Below are 16,812 nucleotides of genomic sequence, written 5' to 3' on the forward strand. Positions count from 1 at the left end.
TCGCCCGCGCAGAGCAGCTCGAAGCCGTAGTCGTTCACTGCGATCGAGAAGGTGCGCGGCTGGTGCTGGGCGACGCGCCAGGCGAGCAGGCTGGCCAGGCCCAGGTGCACCAGCCGCCCCGCAAAGGGGTAGAGAAAGAGATGCCAACCCTCGCGCGTCTTCAGCAGCTCGGCCAGCAGGGTCTCGGGCGTCGGCAGGGCGGACCAGCGCTGCTGGATCTCGAGCAGCGGCCGGACGCATTGGAGCTCAGGGGTGTCGTAGCAGCCGGCATCGGCCCGCGCCAGCTGCCGCACGACGGCATCGGCCAGCGTGCTCGTCAGCGGCATGCGCCCGCCGTTCCAGCGCGGCACGGAGGGCTTGCGGCCGCTCGCGCGCCGTACCCAGGCCGTCATGTCGTGCACCCGTACCAGCTCCAGCAGCCTGCCGCCGAAGAGGAAGCAGTCGCCCGGTTTCATGCGGGCGACGAAGCTTTCCTCCACGCTGCCGATCCTGGCGCCGCGCAGGTACTGCACGGCCATGCTGGCGTCGCTGACGATGGTGCCGATGTTCATGCGGTGCCGGCGCGCCAGGCGCGTATCGGGCACGCGCCAGACGCCCTCGGCGTCGGGCACCGCGCGTCGGTAGTCGGGGTAGGCCGCCAGCGAGGGCCCGCCCTGCGCCACGAAGTCCAGGCACCACTGCCAGCTCTCGCGCGACAGCCCGGCATACGCGACGGTGGAGCGCACCTCCGCATAGAGATCGTCCGGCACGAAGCCGCCGCCGAGCGCGACCGTGACCAGGTGCTGCACCAGCACGTCCAGCGGCTGCGCCGGCGATCGGCGCTCCTCGATGCGGCCTTGCGCCACGGCGTCGCGCGCGGCGGCACCCTCCACGATCTCGATGCTGTGCGTGGGCACGAGCGTGATGCGCGAAGGCCGCCCCGGCGCGTGGCCCGAGCGGCCGGCACGCTGCAACAGCCGCGCCACGCCTTTGGCCGAGCCGATCTGCAGCACGCGCTCCACCGGCAGGAAGTCCACGCCGAGGTCCAGGCTGGAGGTGCAGACCACAGCCTTGAGCGCGCCGGATTTCAGGCCCAGTTCCACCCACTCGCGTACCGCGCGGTCCAGCGAGCCGTGGTGCAGCGCGATCTGCCCGGCCCACTCGGGCCTCGCCTCGAGCAGGGCCTGGTACCAGATCTCGGACAGGGAGCGCGTGTTGGTGAAGACCAGCGTGCTCGCGCTGGCGGCGATCTCCCCGACGACTTGCGGCAGCATGGTGAGCCCGAGGTGCCCGCCCCATGGAAAGCGTTCGGCGCGCCCCGGCAGCAGCGAGTCGATGAGCAGTTGCTTGGGCACTTCACCCTGCACCAGCACGCCGTCGCCGCCGGCCAGCAGGGTGCGCATGGCGTCCTGCAGATTGCCGAGCGTCGCCGACATGCCCCAGGTGCAGAGCCCGGCATTCCAGCGACGCAGCCGCGCCAGCGCGAGCTGCACCTGCACGCCGCGCTTGTTGCCCAGCAGCTCGTGCCATTCGTCGACCACCACCAGGCGCAGCGAGCCCAGCGCCTCCCTGGCATCGTCGCGCGCAAGCTGCAGAGAGAGGCTCTCGGGCGTGGTGACCAGCACCGTCGGCATGCGCCGGTTCTGTGCGCTGCGCTCGGCCGAAGAGGTGTCGCCGCTGCGGGCGGCTGCGCTCCAGTCGGGCTGCAGCGCATCGAGGGCCTGCTGCAGCGCGCGCAAGGTATCGGCGGCCAGGGCGCGCATCGGGGTCAGCCAAAGCACCGTCAGCGGCGGCGGCTTCTTGCTCGCGGGCGCTGTTGAGAATGCCTGCAGCGCGCCGAGCCAGACCGCGTAGGTCTTGCCGGCGCCCGTGGTGGCGTGGAGCAGGCCGGAACGGCCTTCGGCCAGGGCCTGCCAGACGCGGCGTTGAAAGTCGAAGGCATTCCAGCCGCGCGACGCGAACCAATCGTCGAGCCGGCTCATGCTCATGCTCATGCCGGCAGCAGCGCCGCCAGCGTCTGCAAGGTATCGGCCTCCTCCACCGGCTTGTCCTCGCGCCAGCGCAGCATGCGCGGAAAGCGCACCGCGATGCCGCTCTTGTGTCGTGCGCTGCGTGCGATGCCCTCGAAACCGAGCTCGAAGACCAGCGTGGGCGTCACGCTCCTCACCGGCCCGAAGCTCTCGATGGTGGTGCGCCGGATGATCGCGTCGACGCGCGCCATCTCGGCATCGCTCAGGCCGGAATAGGCCTTGGCGAAGGGCACGAGCATGCGTCCTTCGACCTCGGGCGGCGCGTCCCACACCGCAAAGGTGTAGTCGCTGTACAGGCTCGCGCGGCGTCCATGCCCGCGCTGCGCGTAGACCAGCACGGCGTCGACCGAGAGCGGGTCGATCTTCCACTTCCACCACAGGCCGACGTCCTTGGTGCGGCCGACGCCGTAGGCCGCATGGCGCTGCTTGAGCATCATGCCTTCCACGCCCATCGCCCGGGACGACTCGCGCTGGCGCGCGAGATCCTGCCAGCTCTCGCCGTGCAGCATCGGACTCGCGATCAGCGCAGGGTGTTGCGCCGTCGCGATGAGGTCGTCGAGCAGCACGCGCCGCTCGTGCTGCGGCAGCGCCCGCAGGTCGCGGCCTTCCCATTCGAGCAGGTCGTAGGCCAGCACCACCACCGGGATTTCGCGCAACAGCTTCGGTCCCAGCGTCTTGCGGCCGATGCGCTTCTGCAGGTCGGCAAAGGGCTGCGCCCGGTCATCGCGCCAGACCACGATCTCGCCGTCGAGCACCGTGCCGTCGGGCAGCGCCCGCCCCATCTCGGCCAACTCGGGAAAGCGGTCCGTCACCAGCTCCTCGCCGCGCGACCACAGGCACACCTGGCCGGCGCGCCGCACGAGTTGCGCGCGGATACCGTCCCACTTCCATTCGATGAGCCACTGCGAGGGCGGCCCCATGACCGCATCGAACTGCTCGAGCGGCAGCGCGAAGGGATGCGCGAGGAAGAAGGGGTAAGGCTGCCCGCCGGCCCGGCGGTCCTGCTCGTTGCCGCTCTCGGGCGCGATCAGCGCCGCGAAGTCGGCCGCGCCCGGCCGGCCCGTGATGTGGGTGTAGCCCATCAGCCGCTGCGCGACCCGCTTGGGATCGAGCCCGCTCATCGCCGCCAGCACCTGCGTGACCTGCAGGCGCGAGACACCGACGCGGAAGGCGCCTGTGATGAGCTTGAAGTAGACGAGGCGCTCCTCCGGCGCCAACTGGCGCCACTGCGCGCGCAGTGCACCGGCGAGCGGCTCGGGCGGCATCCCGCGCAAGGGCAGCAGGTGCTGCTCGATCCACGTGGCGAGGCCCAGGTCGTGCGCCTCGGTGGGCGGCGGCAGCAGCAGCGAGAGCGTCTCGGCCAGATCACCCACCGCCTCGTAGCTCTCGTCGAACAGCCACTCCGGCAGGCCTGCGGCCTGCTGTGCCAGCAGCCGCAGCAGCTTGGTCGGCACCAGCTGCCGCGGCCGTCCGCCCGCCAGGAAGTACACGGCCCAGGCGGCGTCCTCGGGGTCGGCAGCCTGCAGGTAGCGCTGCAGCGCCGCCTGCTTCACGAGGTTGGAGGTGCTCGCATCGAGTTCGCGGTAGAGCGCGGCGAACTGTTTCATGGTTCGGCGACGTCCCGTTGCCCCTCTGGCTTCTCTCCTTCCCCCTCCCGTGGAAGGTCGGGATGGGGGCTCTGGGCGCTCGCGCTCGCACCGGCTTCCATGTCCTCGTCGCCGTACTCGGTCTGGAAGGCCCGCGCATCCAGCCCGTTCTCCTGCAGCCACCGTACCATCACCGCCACGCTGCCATGCGTCACGAACACCCGCTCGGCGCCGGTCGCGGCGATGGCCTGCTGCAGGCCCGGCCAGTCCGCGTGGTCAGACATCACGAAGCCCCGGTCCACGCCGCGGCGCCTGCGCGTGCCGCGCAGCTGCATCCAGCCGCTGGCGAAGGCATCCGAGTACTGGCCGAAGCGCCGCATCCACGGGCTGCCGGCGGCCGACGGCGGCGCCAGCACCAGGGCGCGCTTGAGCAGCGCCGCGTCCACGCTGGGGTCCGTGACGCGCAGCGTGGGCGGCAGCACCACGCCGGCCGCGCGGTAGACCGCGTTCAGCGGCTCCACCGCGCCATGCACCACGATCGGCCCGATGCTCGCGTCCACGCCGTGCAGGATCCGCTGCGCCTTGCCGAAGGCATAGCACAGCAGCACCGAGGCGCGCCCGTGCTTCGCGTTGGCGCGCCACCAGTCGTCGATCTCCGCGAAGAGCGCGGCCTGTGCCGGCCACCGGTAGATCGGCAGGCCGAAGGTGGATTCGGTGATGAAGGTGTCGCAGGGCACCGGCTCGAAGGGCGCGCAGGTGCCGTCGGGCTCGGTCTTGTAGTCGCCGGAGGCGACCCACACGCGGCCGCCGTGCTCGAGCCGCACCTGCGCCGAACCCAGCACGTGGCCAGCCGGATGCAGCGACAGGCGCACGCCGTGGTGATCGATCGCCTGGCCGTAGGGAAGCGTCTGCAGCGTGACGTCGCCGAGTCGTGCGCGCAGCGTGCCGGCGCTGTCCTCGTGCGCGAGGTAGTGCCCATGCCCCACGCGCGCGTGATCGGAGTGCCCGTGCGTGATGACCGCGCGGTCCACCGGCCGCCACGGGTCGATGTAGAAGTCGCCGGGCGGGCAGTACAGGCCTTCGGGGCGCGCAACGACGAGGTCTTGGGGCGGCATGGCAGGCCATGCTAGCCCGGGCTCACACGGCAAGCGTGTAGGCCCGCGTCGCGCGCGATGCGGGGCTTTCGCCGCGGTACTTGCCGCGCGCGGCACGCATCCGCGCAGGAGGAAATGGCACGCCCAGCCTGTTCGGCATGGCGGGCAGGCCGGATGGCTGATCTCCTACAGATGAGCGGAGCCGAGACACCTACGGTGGGCTCCCTCACGAGGACCAGCATCCAGGAGCGAAGCCCATGAAGACCACGGCAGACGGCGCGCGCGGCGGCGCGCAGCCCGAACGCATCGACATCAGCAGCGCCCGAGAGCTCGACAAATGGTCGCGCCGGCTCGACGTCTCGCACGACCGTCTGCGCGAAGCCGTGCGCGCCGTCGGCAGCCGCGCGATGGACATCGAATGGCACTTGAGGGCGGGTCGCAGCGGGGCGTCCGCGCACGGCAAGACGCGCGCCTCGGCCTAGCATGCCAGCGGCTCATCTCGCGCAGGCCGCGCTCTTCGACGAGTCTCCCGCCGCACTGCTGGAGGGCTGGAGCTACGAAGACGATTTTTTGGACCCCACCGAGGAACGCGAGCTGCTGCACGTCGTGCAAGCCTTGCCGTTGGAGCAGATGCGCTACAAGGACTACACCGCACGGCGCCGCGGCATCAGCTTCGGCGGCCACTACGACTTCGACGCCAACCGGCTGCGGCCTTCGCCGGACCTGCCGCCCCGGCTGGTGCCGCTGCGCGACAAGGTCGCGCGGTGGTTGGAGGTGGCGCCGGACGTGCTGGTCCACATGCTGGTGGCGGAATACCGCCCGGGCACCCCGCTGGGCTGGCACCGCGACGTGCCGGAATTCGAGGAGGTCGTAGGCATCTCGCTGCTGGGCGCGGGCCTGCTGCAGTTCAGGCCCTATCCGCCGGTCAGGGATGCACGGGGCCGCCCTGCCCCCCATATCGATCTCGTGATCGAGCCACGTTCGATCTACCGGATGCGCGGGCCCGCGCGCTGGCGCTGGCAGCACCGCGTGACGCCGGTCCAGTCGCTGCGCTATTCGATCACCCTGCGCACGGCGGTGGCGCACGGCCCCTGAAGCGCTTCAGCGCTCGCGACGCGCTGCAGCAACGGGTCGAGGGTCTCGGGACGAACCGGCCCGCGCCGGCCGGCCATTCAGGACGCGGGTACGCGCTTCAGATCTTCCAGCCACACCTCTGCTTCCGAATCGCTGGGCGCGCGCCAGTCGCCGCGCGGGGACAGCGAGCCGCCCGAGCCGACCTTGGGCGAATTCGGCACGCAGGAGCGCTTGAACTGGCTGGTCTTGAAGAAGCGGTAGAGGAAGGTGCCGAGGTGGCGCTTGATGTCGGCCAGCCCGTACTCGTTGCGTTCCTTCTGCAGCTCGTCGGGCCAGCGCCCCCGCGTGCGGTCGCCCCAGGCCGCGTGCGCCAGGAAGGCGACCTTGCTCGGCCTGAAGCCGTAGCGCAGCGTGTAGTAGAGATGGAAGTCCTGCAACTCGTAGGGACCGATGGTGTCCTCGGTGCGCTGGCCGGGCTGGGCCTCGATGCCTTCGCCGGTCGCGGGTGCATCGGCCGTCGGGATCAGCTCCGGGCTGACCTCGGTCTCGAGGATGTCGCGCAGCACGCCACTGCCCTCGTCGCCCAGCAGCTTCGTGGTCTCGACCCAATGCACCAGGTGCTTGATCAGCGTCTTGGGCACGCTCGCGTTCACGTTGTAGTGCGACATGTGGTCGCCTACGCCGTAGGTGCACCAGCCGAGCGCGAGCTCGCTCAGGTCGCCGGTGCCCACCACGATGCCGCCATGGAAGTTGGCAAGCCGGAACAGATGGCTGGTGCGCTCGCCGGCCTGTACGTTCTCGAAAGCGATGTCGTACTGCGGCTTGCCCTGCGCGAAGGGATGGCCCAGGTCCTCCAGCATCTGGCGGCAGCTGGGACGGATGTCGATCTCGCGTGCGGTGCAGCCGATGCTGGCCATCAGCCGGTGCGCCTGCGCCAGCGTGCGCCCAGTGGTCGCGAAGCCGGGCATGGTGAAGCCCAGGATGTCGGAGCGCGGCTTGCCCAGCCGGTCCATGGCCTGCGCGCACACCAGCAGCGCATGGGTGGAGTCGAGGCCGCCGGAAACGCCGATCACCAGCTTGCCGATTCGGGCCGCCTCGATGCGCTGGACCAGCGACTGCACCTGGATGTTGAAGACCTCGCTGCAGCGCGCATCGCGCGTGGCCGCGTCCGAGGGTACGTAGGGGAAGCGGGCCACCTGCCGCAGCAGGCCGTGCGGCACCTGCGCAGGGACGGGCAGTTCGAACTCGACGGTGCGCCAGCCCGCGAGCGCCTCCTTGTGCTTGTGGACCGAGGTGCCGAAGCTGTTCTGCCGCATGCGCTCGCGCGAGACGCGCTCCAGGTCCACGTCGGCCGCGACGAAATGCGAGCTGTTGCGGAAGCGCTCGCTCTCGGCCAGCATGTCGCCGCTTTCGTAGATCAGCGCCTGGCCGTCCCAGGCCAGGTCGGTGGTCGATTCGCCGATGCCGGCCGAGGTGTAGAGGTAGGCCGCCAGGCAGCGCGCCGACTGCAGGCTGACCAGCCGGTGGCGGTAGTCCGATTTGCCGATCGTGATGTTGGAGGCCGACAAATTCACCAGCACCGTTGCGCCGGCGAGCGCCGCATAGCTGGACGGCGGAATGGGCACCCACACGTCCTCGCAGATTTCGACATGCAGCTTGAAGAGCGGCAGCTGGCGCGACTGGAACAGCAGGTCGGTGCCGAAGGGAATGCGCTGGCCGCCGAGCACCAGCTCCGTGGCCACCGCCGTGTCGGCGCCGTTGAACTGGCGCCCCTCGTAGAACTCCCCGTAGTTGGGCAGGTACGTCTTCGGCAAAACGCCGAGCACCCGGCCGTCGCCCACGACGGCGGCGCAGTTGAAGAGCCGGTGGTCCACGCGCAGCGGCAGGCCCACCACGGCGACTGCGCCGATATCGCTGGAGGCGGCGGCCACCTCCAGCAGGGCGCGCTCGCAGGCATCGAGCAACGCGGCCTGGTGGAACAGATCGTCGCAGGTATAGGCCGAGAGCCCCAGCTCCGGGAAGGCAACGAGGACGGCGCCGTCAGCCGCGGCCTCGCGGTACAGGCGCAGTGTCTCGGCGGTGTTGAACACCGGGTCGGCGACCCGGTTGCGCGGCACCGCGACGGCCATGCGCGCGAAGCCGTGGGTGTAGGGATTCAGGAACTCGTGCTCGGTCATGGCCGGATTGTGGCCTCACGCGGCGGATGCCGCCCATGGCTCGCGAACCCGGCCCTTCCCCGCATGGCACCCTGCCTTATTTCGGAGCGCCGCCCTTGCGCAAGGCCGGGTCCTCGCCCTTGGCGTGCGACTTGCCTTCCTGCTCGGCCTTGCGCATCGCTTCGGCTTCGGCCTCGCTCTTGGGACTTGCATCTTGCGCCGCCGCGTCGACCTTGCCCGACTTCACGAAATCGGTCGTGGCCTTGTCGTAGCGCCGGGTGGCTTCGTAGTTGCCTTCGCCCTGGATGTCGGGGCTCTTGGGCTTTTGGGGCTCGTTCATGTCACGCTCCTTTGTTCCAGACCTTTGTTGCCGGGTTGCCTCGCCGATGTCACGCGGCGGCGGGTCCGCTTCGGTTCTCTTTTGCGCATCACCATTGCATTGCGGCTCACAGCGAGAGCAGCCGCTGCATGAAGGCGCGATAGCGACGCAGGGCCACGCGCAACTTCTCCGTCGAGGCGGCATCAGCCACCCCGTCGCCGCGCGCGTCCAGTCCCGCCCGCTCGTCGGAGAAAGTCTGCGACAGGTTCTGCAGCATCTGCCTCACCAGCTCGTCGGCCTGGCGCACGGCCCGCTGCGGGTCGTCGACGAAGCCGATCTGCACGGCGTCCCAGCTGGCACGGAAGTCCCGAGCTGCCTCGGGCGTGAACAGCGGGGCCAGCGACTCGTCGGCGGCGCCGTCGGGCTGCGGCGTGTCGGGCCGCGGATGCACCTGTGCCGCCTGTGACGGCTCCGGCTGATGTCGTTGCTGCGGCGGTTGCGGCTCCTGCAACTGCTGTGGGTGCTGCGCAACCGGCCGCTCGAAGTCGTCCGGCGCAACGCTGGCATCCGCGTTCCGGATCGGCGCAGGTCGGGCCGCAACGTCCCGCTCTTTCCGCTCGCTCCGCCTGGTATCGAAGATCATGATCGTGCCTCCACCGGTCTCGCCGGCATTCGCCGCGGGGGGTCTTCCACGCGGACTTCAAGCAATTCATCGAACAGCGCACGGTAGTGCACCACGGCCTTGCGCAGTTCCTCGGTCTCGACCTCGCCGCTCAGGGTGCGCGCATGGATGGCCTGCGCCGCGCGGTAGTTCCTCACCACCGCCGGATGGTCCACCGAGATGTCTGCCGCGCGATGCTCGAAGTCCCCCATCGGGTAACCCCGCTTCTGCATCAGCTCGCGCACCAGCTGGTCGGCCTGCGTCACGGCGCCGGTCGGGTTGTCGACGAACTCGGCCTGCACCCTGTTCCACGCGCTGCTGAAGCGCGCTGCTTCGCCCGGTGCCAGTGCAACGATGTTCAACTGCCCTACCCGTGCCGCGCGTTGCCGAAGCTCTGCTTCTGCCTTCGCCCGGCTGCCGTGTTGCTTGACGGCGCGGTCGTACTCGTCGCCGAAGCGCGCCGCAAGCAGGCCCGACTGGCGTTTTCGGTAGAACAAATAAGCGGCCAGCGCGACCAGGGCAAGCGCCACGACGATTCCCAAGACCCACAGGGCTTGCATGCTCTCGGCGTCCATACATCTCCCCTTCACATCGAAGCACCGTCCGTGCGCGCCGCGGATGCAGCAGCGACCACGTGCGGATGCATGAATGCTGATTTCGCGTGCGGCAACGGGTCGGCAGCGCAGGGACGTTACTGCTGTGGGACCCCGCCTACGCAGCGTCGGCCCACGCGCGCCCCGCGCGCTGGGGCCTCGCGTGCCGGACAATGCGAGCCCCAGCGATGACCAGGCGACCACGAGCGCGACCATGCACCAGCCCCGACCACGCCGGCCTCGCGTCTACCTCGCAGGCCCGGACATCTTCCTTCGCGACTGCGAACGGGTCTACCTGGACCTGAAAGCCGCATGCGGGCGCCTCGGCCTGGAGGGCGTCGAGCCCTCCGACGGCGGCCTGGGCGCGGACTTCGCCGGCAGCGACGACGAGCGGGCGCGCCGGATCTACGAGGGCAACATCGCTCTCATCCGGCAGGCCGACGGCGTCATTGCCAACCTGGTGGACTTCCGCGGCCTCGAGCCGGACTCGGGCACCGTGTTCGAGGTCGGCTTCGCGGTGGCACTGGGCAAGCCGGTGGTGGCCTATGGCGTGCCGGCGGGCAGCTATGCGAGCCGGGTCTGCACGGCCATTGCATGCACGCAGGACGCAAGCGGCGTCATGCGTGAGCGCGGCAGCGGCGTGATGGTGGAAGGCCTGGGCCAGCGGCTGAACTTGATGCTGGCGTGCTCGGCGGCGATCGAGTCGACGGCCGAAGCAGCCCTCGCGCGGTTGGCGAAGCTGCTTCCTGCAAACCGGGAGCTCACCACGCCGTCCACTTCGCCTCGCTCCCGGCCGACGCCACCACGCGCTCGATGAAGCGCACGCCGCGCGCGCCGTCTTCCACCCGCGGGTAGTCGGCCTCCAGCGCATCGGCCTGTCGGCCGGCGAGCCGTGCGCGAACATCGGCCACGACGCCGGCATACACGTTGGCGAAGGCTTCGATGAAGCCCTCGGGATGCCCGCTGGGCAGCCGGCTCGCGCGCCGCGCCGACTCGCCCAGCCACGGCGCGCCGCGCGTCAGCACGCGGCGCGGGCCGTCATGCGGCAGGTGCAGCAGCTCGCTGGGCTGCTCCTGCCGCCAGACCAGCGTGCCGAGCGTGCCCGAGACGCGCAGGCGCAGGTCGTTCTCCAGCCCGGTGTTGACCTGCGATGCGATCAGTACGCCGCGCGCCCCGCCGCAAAAGCGCAGCAGCACGCTGCCGTCGTCGTCGAGCGCGCGGCCCGGCACCAGCGCGCTCAGGTCGGCGCAGAGGCTTTCGATCTCGAGCCCCGTCACGGTGGCGACCAGGTTCTCGGCGTGCGAGCCGATGTCGCCGATGGCACCGGCCGCGCCGCTCTTCGCAGGGTCGCTGCGCCACGCGGCCTGCTTGTTGCCTTCCTTCTCGAGCTGGGTTGCGAGCCAGCCCTGGTTGTATTCGACAACCACCTTGCGGATCTCGCCGAGCCGGCCGCTCCTCGCCATCTCGCGCGCCTCGCGCACCATCGGGTAGCCGGTGTAGTTGTAGGTCACGGCGAACACCGTGCCCTGGCGCGCCACGGCAGCGACCAGCGCATCGGCCTGCGCGCCGGTATGCACCAGCGGCTTGTCGCACACCACGTGGAAGCCGGCCTCGACAAAGGCTTGCGCCACGGGAAAGTGCAGGTGGTTGGGCGTGACGATGGAGACGAAGTCGATGCGCTCTTCCTCCGGGCGCTTCAGCTCGTCGTCGAGCAGGGCTCGCCAGTCGCCGTGGCTGCGGGCGTCGGCCAGCCAGAGCTCGCGCCCGGAGGCCTTCGCCTTCTCCGCGCTGGACGACAGCGCGCCGGCCACCAGCTCGGCCTGCCCGTCGAGCGCGATCGCCTTGCGGTGCACCGCGCCGATGAAGGCATCGCGCCCGCCGCCGACCATGGCGTAGCGCAGCTTGCGTGTCGCCGGCATCGGGACCTCAGAAGGGTGAGTTGGGGTGGTAGAAGTCCTTGGCGTTTTCCTTGGTGATGAGCACCGAGGGAATGATCGTGGTCGCCGGCAACTTCTCGCCCTTCAGCCGCGCCTCGGCCGTGAGCTTGATCGCGTCGTAGATGAACTTGGGCGAGTAGCTGACGTCGGCCTGGATGCGCGGGTCCTTGCCGTCGAGGATGGTCTTGACCATGCCCTTGGCACCGGCGCCGCCGAAGATGACCTTGATGTCGTCGCGCTTGGCCTGCTCGATGGCCTTGAGCACGCCGAAGGCCATGTCGTCGTCGGCCGCCCAGATGGCGTCGATCTTCTTGAAGCGCGTCAGGTAGTCCTGCGTGACCTTGAAGGCGTCGTCGCGGTTCCAGTTGGCGTACTTGGCGTCCAGCAGCTTGATGTCGGGGTAGTTCTTCAGCACGCCGTTGAACGCGTCCATGCGCTCGTTGTCCAGCGTGGTGGCGATGCCGCGCAGCGCCACGATGTCGCCCTTGCCGTTGAGTTTCTTGGCGATGTACTCGGCGGGAATCTTGCCGAAGGCGGTGTTGTCACCGGCCACGTAGGCGTCCTGCGCACTGGTGTCGGTCAGGCCGCGGTCGACGACCGTGACGTAGGTGCCCTTGGCCTTGACCTGGGCCACCGGCTTGGTGAGCGCAGCAGATTCGAAGGGAAAGATCACGAGCGCGTTGATCTTGGTCACCGTCGAGAGGTCCTGCAGCTGGTTGGCCTGCTCGGGCGCGTTGGCCGCCGTCTTGATGGTGATCTTGAGGTCCTTGTGCTCCTTCTCCAGGTCCTTCTTCGCCTGGTTGGCCCAGTAGTTGATGCCGCCCATGAAGCTGTGCGTCGCGGCCGGGATCGAGACGCCGAGGTTTACCTTCTCGGCGGCCAGGGCCGGACCGGCGGCAAGCGCGGCGACGGCGACCGCGGTAAGTGCGAGGCGTCGGGTGATGGGATTCATTTGCTGTCTCCTTGTTGAAAAACTGTCGTCGGAAAACTTCTTCGACTTCTTTGACTTCCGGGAAGGGAGGCGCTAGCGCCGCCCGCGCTGAAGGAAGGCGACCACGATGATCACGAAGCCCTGCACCGCGGCATTGAGGTACACGCTGATGATGCTCGTGAGGTTGAGGATGTTGCTGATGACCGAGAGCAGGATGGCGCCGATCACGGTGCCGGTGATGCTGCCCGCGCCGCCCTTGAGCGCGGTGCCGCCGACGATCACCGCGGCAATCGCCTCCAGTTCCCACAGCAGGCCCGTGGTAGGCGAGGCCGAGCCCAGGCGCGGCACGTAGAGCAGCGTCGCGATGCCCACGCACACGCCCAGCAGCACATAGGTGAGGATCTTCACGCCATCGACCCCCACGGCGGCGTAGCGCGCGACCTGCTCGTTCGAGCCGATCGCCTGCACATAGCGGCCGTAGGCGGTGCGGTTGAGGATCAGGCCGCCGATCGCCGCGACGACCAGGAACACCCAGACTGGCACCGGGATGCCCAGCAGGCTCGCGTAATAGACCGGCGCATAGAGGTCGGACAGCTCGTTGTCCAGCGTGAGCGCGCCACCATCGGCAAAGTAGGTCAGGTAGGCGCGGAAGATGCCCAGCGTCCCGAGCGTGACGATGAAGGGCTCGATGCGCCCCTTGGTGATCAGCAGTCCGTGCGCCAGCCCGAAGACCGCGCCCAGCACCACGGCCAACACGGCCCCCAGCACCACGGCCAGCAGCGGCGAGCCGAGTGCCGGCCCCATCGCGTTGATGAACATGATCACGCAGCCCGCGATCAGCGCGGCCATCGAGCCCACCGAGAGATCGATGCCGCCCGAGATGATCACGAAGCACATGCCCACCGCGATGATGCCGATGAAGGCGGTGCGGGTGAGCACGTTCATCGCGTTGTCGACGGTGGCGAAGTCGCCGTTGAGCAGGGTGCCGGCGATGCACAGCAGCACCAGGCCGATGACGGGGCCGAGGCCGTGCAGGCGCTCGGTCCAGCGCGGCTTGGATTCGCTGCGGTGCATGGCGCCCGCGGCTTCAGGCGTGGCTTGCTGCTGTTCCGGTGGCATGGGCGATGAGCTCCTCTTCGGTCAGTTGGCTCGCATCCAGCGTGGCGACGAGCCGGCCCGCGCGCATCACCGCGACGCGGTGGCACAGGCCGATCAGCTCCATCAATTCGGAGGAGACGACAATCACGGCCAGTCCCTCGCGAGCCAGCCGCTGGATCAGGAAGTAGATGTCGCGCTTGGCACCGACATCGACGCCGCGCGTGGGCTCGTCGAGCACCACCACCTTCGGCTTGGGCTGCAGCACCTTGGCCAGCGCGAGCTTCTGCTGGTTGCCGCCCGAGAGCGAGGAGGCGCGCGCGTCGAGGTCGCCGGTGCGGATGCCGAAGTCCTTCACCGCGGCGGCCAGCGCACTGCGCTCGGCCTCGGGCTTGAGCCAGGGCCGGGCATAGCGCTCCAGCGCCATCAACGTGAGGTTCTGGCGCAGGCCCAGGTGGACATGCAGGCCCTTGCCCTTGCGGTCCTCGCTGAGGTAGGTGAGGCCATGGCGCGCGGCATCGCGCGGGTGGCGCAACTGAACGGCCTTGCCGCCGATCTCGACCTGGCCGCTGGCGGGGCGCAGGCCGAGCAGGCCCTCGAAGAGCTCCGTGCGGCCAGCGCCTACCAGGCCGGCGAAGCCGAGGATCTCGCCGGGGCGGACCTCGAAGCTGGCCTTCTCGGCCCACCCGGGAACGCTGAAATCGCGCACACGCAAGGCCGGCGCCGGGTCTACCGTGACCGGATCGCGCGGCGGGTAGAGGTCGGCCAGTTCGCGGCCCACCATCAGGTTGGCCATCTGGTGGCGCGTGAGTTCGGCTGTGGGGGCGCGCGTCACGAAGCGGCCGTCGCGCATCACGATCACCTCGTCGGTCACGCGCTCGACCTCGTCGAGCTTGTGCGAGATGTAGACGATGGTGACGCCGTCCGCGCGCAGCTGCGCGATCAGACGGAAGAGGCGGTCGGTTTCGCCGGGCGTGAGCGTGGCGGTGGGCTCATCCATCACCAGCAGGCGCGCATGGCGGGAGACCGCCTTGGCGATCTCCACCAGCTGCTTCTCGGCCACGATGAGGCGGCGCACCTTGGTTCGCGGGTCGACCTTCAGGCCCACCTGCGCGAGCGCGGCTGCTGCGTCGCGCTCCATGGCGGCGTCGTCGAGCAGCCAGCCCTTCTTCTTTTCGTGGCCTAGAAAGATGTTCTGCGCCACGCTCAGATCCTCGGCCAGGTTGAACTCCTGGTGGATCAGCACAATGCCCAGCGCCTCGGCCTCGCGCGAGCTGGCGAACTGCTGCGGCTCGCCGTTGACGCGCACCGTGCCTCCGCTGATCGGCTCGTAGCCAGCCAGGATCTTCATCAGCGTGGACTTGCCGGCGCCGTTCTCGCCCAGCAGGCCATAGACGCGCCCGGGCTCGAGCGAGAAGCTCACCCCGTGCAGCACCTGCACCGGCCCGAAGGCCTTCACCACCTGCTCGAACTCGACGGCGACGCTGCGCTTGGGCGGGTGCTGCTGCGTCATGGCGCCACCCCCCTGACCTTGAGCGTCTCGTGCATCGCCAGCACGCCCGCGCCGACCAGGCCGGCCTGCGCGCCCAATGGGGTGTACTGGATCTCCAGGTGCCGCGTCGAAAGCGCCAGCGAGCGGTGGTAGACGCTCTGGCGAAGCGCCGCCAGGAACAGCGGGCCGATGCGGGTGATGCCACCGCCGATGAAGACATGCGAGGGATTGAAGAAGTTGACGATCGAGGCCAGCATCTGCCCGATCAGCTGGCCCGCCCGCTGCACGATGGCATTGGCGGCCGCGTCGCCGGCGCGGCTGGCCTGGCCGACGTCGACCGCGTCGAGGCCGCCCTGCGCGCGCAGCCGCTCGGCCAGTGCGCGGCTTTCCCCCGCTTCAGCCGCGTGCACGGCCATGCGCGTGATAGCCGGGCCGGCCGCCATCGCCTCGACGCAGCCCAGGTTGCCGCAATGGCACAGCGGCCCTTCCTGGTCGACGCAGATATGGCCGACGTCGCCGGCGGAGCCGGCCGCGCCGCGGTACACCTCGCCGTGGCAGACGATGCCGCAGCCGATGCCGGTGCCGACCTTGATGACGAGGAAGTTGGACAGCGAGCGTTTCAGGCGCCAGAGCTCGCCGAGTGCCATCAGGTTCACGTCGTTGTCCACGAAGACCGGCGCGGCGTAGTCCTCGCGCAGATAGTCGCGAATCGAGAAGCTGTCCCAGGCCGGCATCAGCGGCGGGTTCACGAGCTGGCCAATCTCGAAGTTCACTGGGCCCGGCACGCCGATTCCGATGCCGATCACCTGCTTCGGTCCGAAGCCGCAGCGGCCGAGCAACTCGCGCATCAGCACGCGGACGCGGGCCAGGACGACGCCGGGGCCTTCGCGCACGTCGGCAGGCTCGGCGTGCTGGGCCAGCACGCTCAGGTCGGGCCGCAGCACGGCGACGTCGAGGCTGGTGGCGCCGATGTCTACGCCGACCAGCACGCCCAGCCCCTCGTGCAGCTGGAGATTCTCGGCGCGGCGCCCGCCCGAGGAGCGTTGCAGGCCGGCCTCGGCCAGCAGGCCCTGCTCGACCAGCCCGGCAATCAGCGCATTGGCCTTGCTCTTGGAGAAGCCGAGCCGCTCGGCCATGGCATGACGCGAGCCGCCGGCCGACCAGAAGGTCGTTTCCAGCAGCGCCATCTCGTCGGCGGTCAGGCCGTTCCAGGGTGCCAAGCGTCTTGTCTCCGTTATTCGTCTTCGGCCCGGGCAACAAGGTGCCCCAACCGAAGGCGAATACTAGGCGCTGGGCTTCAGCCGAACAAGATTGAACTTCGGCCTGATCAAGACCAAAGCAGAGGCGCCGCTCAAAGCACAAGGCCGCCCGAAGGCGGCCTTGTCGTTCGCGAACACCGCCGAGCCGTTTCTGCCGGCGCTGGTGCTAGCTGCCCCGGCTACTTCTTTTGGCGGTACTTGCGCAGGGCGGCGATCTGGGCGGCCATCACGGCCAGCTCCGACTGGGCCAGCGCGATGTCGATGTCGCTCTTGGCGTTCTTCAACGCTTCCTCCGCGGCGGCCTTGGACTTGTTCGCCTTCTCTTCATCGAGATCCTTGCCGCGGATCGCGGTGTCGGAGAGCACGGTGACGACATGGGGCTGCACTTCCAGGATGCCGCCCGCCACGAAGACGAATTCCTCGCCGCCGTCGGCCGTCTCGATGCGCACGGCACCCGGGCGGATGCGCGTGATCAACGGCGTGTGGCGCGGATAGATGCCGAGCTCGCCGGCTTCACCCGGCAGCGCGACGAACTTGGCCTCGCCCGAGAAGATGGACTCCTCGGCACTGACCACGTCGACGTGAATGGTGTTTGCCATCTGGATT

Annotated in this window: 16 protein-coding genes; 3 read left to right on the top strand and 13 right to left on the bottom strand. The window is 69.4% G+C overall.

Features of this window, described 5'->3' with window-relative positions:
• The 3 genes from APY03_RS05730 to APY03_RS05740 form a co-directional block, all read right to left on the bottom strand.
• Window positions 1-1,961: ligase-associated DNA damage response DEXH box helicase (locus tag APY03_RS05730; protein WP_443082798.1), on the bottom strand; the 1,961-nt coding region annotated here is incomplete at its 3' end.
• Window positions 1,962-1,969: 8 nt separating this feature from the next.
• Entirely contained in the window at window positions 1,970-3,616 is a 1,647-nt protein-coding gene (locus APY03_RS05735) for an ATP-dependent DNA ligase (protein WP_068674786.1), read from the bottom strand.
• Entirely contained in the window at window positions 3,613-4,710 is a 1,098-nt protein-coding gene (locus APY03_RS05740; RefSeq protein ID WP_068674787.1) for a ligase-associated DNA damage response exonuclease, read from the bottom strand. Before APY03_RS05740 ends, APY03_RS05735 begins: the two co-directional genes overlap by 4 nt.
• Before the next feature lie 236 nt (window positions 4,711-4,946).
• Between APY03_RS05740 and APY03_RS05745 the strand changes: the two genes are divergently transcribed.
• A complete protein-coding gene (locus tag APY03_RS05745; RefSeq protein WP_068674788.1) occupies window positions 4,947-5,171 on the top strand; it encodes a DUF3606 domain-containing protein in 225 nt (74 codons plus the stop codon).
• A 1-nt stretch (window position 5,172) separates the two neighbouring features.
• Window positions 5,173-5,784: an alpha-ketoglutarate-dependent dioxygenase AlkB gene (locus APY03_RS05750; RefSeq protein WP_068674789.1), complete on the top strand. Its 612-nt coding sequence runs from the start codon at window positions 5,173-5,175 to the stop codon at window positions 5,782-5,784.
• A 77-nt stretch (window positions 5,785-5,861) separates the two neighbouring features.
• Here APY03_RS05750 and APY03_RS05755 read toward each other — a convergent pair whose 3' ends face one another.
• The 4 genes from APY03_RS05755 to APY03_RS05770 all read right to left on the bottom strand — a co-directional run bounded on the left by APY03_RS05755 (window position 5,862) and on the right by APY03_RS05770 (window position 9,474).
• Window positions 5,862-7,940 carry an NAD(+) synthase gene (locus APY03_RS05755; RefSeq protein ID WP_068674790.1) on the bottom strand — a complete coding sequence of 693 codons (2,079 nt, stop codon included), beginning with the start codon at window positions 7,938-7,940 and terminating at the stop codon, window positions 5,862-5,864.
• Between the two features lie 76 nt (window positions 7,941-8,016).
• Complete coding sequence (locus tag APY03_RS05760) at window positions 8,017-8,259, bottom strand: hypothetical protein (RefSeq protein WP_068674791.1); 243 nt, start codon at window positions 8,257-8,259, stop codon at window positions 8,017-8,019.
• Window positions 8,260-8,365: 106 nt separating this feature from the next.
• Window positions 8,366-8,881 carry a hypothetical protein gene (locus APY03_RS40005; RefSeq protein WP_083944181.1) on the bottom strand — a complete coding sequence of 172 codons (516 nt, stop codon included), beginning with the start codon at window positions 8,879-8,881 and terminating at the stop codon, window positions 8,366-8,368.
• On the bottom strand, window positions 8,878-9,474 hold the full coding sequence (locus APY03_RS05770; protein ID WP_197913162.1) for a hypothetical protein: 597 nt from the start codon (window positions 9,472-9,474) through the stop codon (window positions 8,878-8,880). Before APY03_RS05770 ends, APY03_RS40005 begins: the two co-directional genes overlap by 4 nt.
• 232 nt (window positions 9,475-9,706) lie before the next feature.
• Here APY03_RS05770 and APY03_RS05775 point away from each other — a divergent pair, with 232 nt between their 5' ends.
• Window positions 9,707-10,309 (top strand): nucleoside 2-deoxyribosyltransferase, encoded by a 603-nt coding sequence (locus tag APY03_RS05775; RefSeq protein ID WP_068674792.1) that lies wholly within the window; start codon window positions 9,707-9,709, stop codon window positions 10,307-10,309.
• On the opposite strand, the gene APY03_RS05780 is transcribed toward APY03_RS05775, so the two are convergent.
• The 6 genes from APY03_RS05780 to APY03_RS05805 all read right to left on the bottom strand — a co-directional run bounded on the left by APY03_RS05780 (window position 10,254) and on the right by APY03_RS05805 (window position 16,805).
• Window positions 10,254-11,411 (bottom strand): Gfo/Idh/MocA family protein, encoded by a 1,158-nt coding sequence (locus APY03_RS05780; protein ID WP_068674793.1) that lies wholly within the window; start codon window positions 11,409-11,411, stop codon window positions 10,254-10,256. The two genes, APY03_RS05775 and APY03_RS05780, sit on opposite strands and share 56 nt — an antisense overlap.
• Before the next feature lie 7 nt (window positions 11,412-11,418).
• The gene (locus APY03_RS05785; protein ID WP_068674795.1) at window positions 11,419-12,381 is read right to left on the bottom strand and encodes a substrate-binding domain-containing protein; all 963 of its coding nucleotides are present in this window, start codon (window positions 12,379-12,381) and stop codon (window positions 11,419-11,421) included.
• 72 nt (window positions 12,382-12,453) lie between these two features.
• Complete coding sequence (locus APY03_RS05790) at window positions 12,454-13,479, bottom strand: ABC transporter permease (protein ID WP_068674798.1); 1,026 nt, start codon at window positions 13,477-13,479, stop codon at window positions 12,454-12,456.
• The gene (locus APY03_RS05795) at window positions 13,448-14,968 is read right to left on the bottom strand and encodes a sugar ABC transporter ATP-binding protein (protein WP_068674800.1); all 1,521 of its coding nucleotides are present in this window, start codon (window positions 14,966-14,968) and stop codon (window positions 13,448-13,450) included. Before APY03_RS05795 ends, APY03_RS05790 begins: the two co-directional genes overlap by 32 nt.
• The gene (locus APY03_RS05800; protein WP_068674920.1) at window positions 14,965-16,134 is read right to left on the bottom strand and encodes an ROK family protein; all 1,170 of its coding nucleotides are present in this window, start codon (window positions 16,132-16,134) and stop codon (window positions 14,965-14,967) included. The genes APY03_RS05795 and APY03_RS05800 overlap by 4 nt, the downstream gene beginning before the upstream one ends.
• Window positions 16,135-16,385: 251 nt before the next feature.
• A complete protein-coding gene (locus tag APY03_RS05805; protein ID WP_068674803.1) occupies window positions 16,386-16,805 on the bottom strand; it encodes a F0F1 ATP synthase subunit epsilon in 420 nt (139 codons plus the stop codon).
• Window positions 16,806-16,812 lie beyond the last annotated feature (7 nt).

The sequence above is a fragment of the Variovorax sp. WDL1 genome (genome assembly GCF_001541225.1).
GTDB lineage: Bacteria > Pseudomonadota > Gammaproteobacteria > Burkholderiales > Burkholderiaceae_C > Variovorax.